The 1,939-nt window shown below is 49.5% G+C and carries 2 protein-coding genes; both read left to right on the forward strand.

Going from position 1 to position 1,939, the window contains the following annotated elements:
* Positions 1-1,268: DUF5309 family protein (locus Q9Q40_14500; GenBank protein MDQ7008429.1), on the forward strand; the 1,268-nt coding region annotated here is incomplete at its 5' end.
* Between the two features lie 43 nt (positions 1,269-1,311).
* Positions 1,312-1,845, forward strand: a complete 534-nt coding sequence (locus Q9Q40_14505; GenBank protein MDQ7008430.1) for a hypothetical protein — start codon at positions 1,312-1,314, stop codon at positions 1,843-1,845.
* Positions 1,846-1,939: the final 94 nt, after the last annotated feature.

Below are 1,939 nucleotides of genomic sequence, written 5' to 3' on the forward strand. Positions count from 1 at the left end.
ATTATAACACTGGCGGAACTGCTGTAGTCGGGGCGAAAGGCCAGGGTGATTTTCTGGCTGATCGTCTGAAATACAACCTGGATTTCGCCGAGCTTTATGAGCCTGCTAAGCAAGAAACTCCCTGGCTGACGTTCTTGCTAAAGCTGTCTCGTAAGCCTACCGATTCGCTGGAACCGAAATCTTTCTCCAATGATCCGGCATGGATCAATTACCAGTTCTATGCGGCTGGTGCTGGCACATGGGCGGCTAACACGATCACGAACCTTGCTGTTGATGATGGCGGCGGTGGTTCGGTTGGCTTTCTGCGTGCTGGTTTGCTGTGTCGTGTAATCCACCAGAGCGGTGGCAATGATACTGTTTTTGTGATCAAGAATGTTGATAGCCAGAATCAGATCGATATTCGTGCTATGGGTTCGAACGTAACCAACATCGCCGACAATGACAAGATTCAGGTTATCGGTACGGCTATGGGTTCAGGTTCTTCGGCTGCTCCTGCGGTCAACAGCGTGTTGGCGGCGAACCAGACCTACTGTCAGGACTTTGAAGACGCATGGTCGATGGAGGACACTGCCGAAGCTGAAGGTGTTTTTGGCCCTGACGAATGGAATCGACTGGCTGCCGAAACTCTTAAACAACACAAGGCTTCAATTAATAGATCGATGCTCCTGTCTGCGCTGGATAAGCAGGTTGTAACTTTGAGCGGTATCGATAGCGGTTCTGTGACTCTACGTACCACCTACGGTATCGTAACGTTTGCGCAGGACAACAGTTCGGCGTTGATGAACGGCTACGGAATCGTTGAACCGTCATACGTGGCTTACGATTATAGCTCGTTTATCGATCACATGGAACAACTGTTTGCTCTGGGTTCGCAGGCTAAAGTGGGCATCGTGGGTTCGAGTGTGTTGGGTTTCTTCTCGAAGATCGGTTCAGGATCGTTCCTTGCGGGCGCAAATGTTCAGGTAATGAACGAGGCGGAGGTCTTTGGTCTGGCTGTGACCAAGATCAAGACTCCGTTTGGCATTCTGAACCTGTTCTGGGACAAGTCCCTACGTGGTGACGGATTCTACAAAGATTACATGGTAGCGGTCGATATGGATTACGTGAAATATCGTCCGTTTGTTGGTAAAGGCAAGAATTATGATACGCACTTGCTGACCAATACCCAGAATCAAAATCAAATCCGTATCCGCAAGTATGCGTACCGCACGGTAGCGGCTCTGGAACCGGCATTTCCGTCGGTTCATGGCCTGTTTATCTTCTCGTAAGATGAGCGAAACCCAAAACACGCAAATTAAGGAGTCGTTAAAAATGAAGGTTCTGAAAGCAGTGCTGCTTCTGGTGGTAGCTGGTTTTTTGACTGCTGATGCTCATACTCAGGTGAGTGTGGCGGCTGCCAAGAAGCATGCAAGTTACAAAAATGCTGTGGTCTATAAGGCTACGCTTACCCGCACTGCGAGCACCGATACTTTTTTGGTACATCTGGGCAGCAATGGTGCTGGGATTCCTATCTGGGGCGCTCCCGATAACAATATCTCAGCTCTGTTTGTGACGCCATCGTCTGGTGCTGGAAAAGATACTATCGGTGTAACGGTGTCGTGGCAAGTGACTGGAAAACGCAATCCTTCTGCATCTTATTCTGCTCAGGAATGGCTGACGGTCGGAGCTGCCGATTCTCTCGGTCGAGCGCCGAGTGATGCTGCTGTTTTTGAGCAAAGCACGGCTGCTAAGGGTGCGTTCCCTTATCTGCGCCTGGTTATCATTGAAAACGGTGCCAAGAGCACCACGACGGGCGATCTGGACGTTTACATTACAGTTCCTGATCGTGTCGTTCATGCTCGCTAAGATGTTGAATTGTGTCCCTTTGCCTGATGGCGGAGGGACACACCTTTATATATATCACTAACAGAACAACGAGGTACAAAAATGAGTAAAGTAA

Source organism: Acidobacteriota bacterium, assembly GCA_030949985.1.
Lineage (GTDB): Bacteria > Acidobacteriota > Polarisedimenticolia > J045 > J045 > JALTMS01.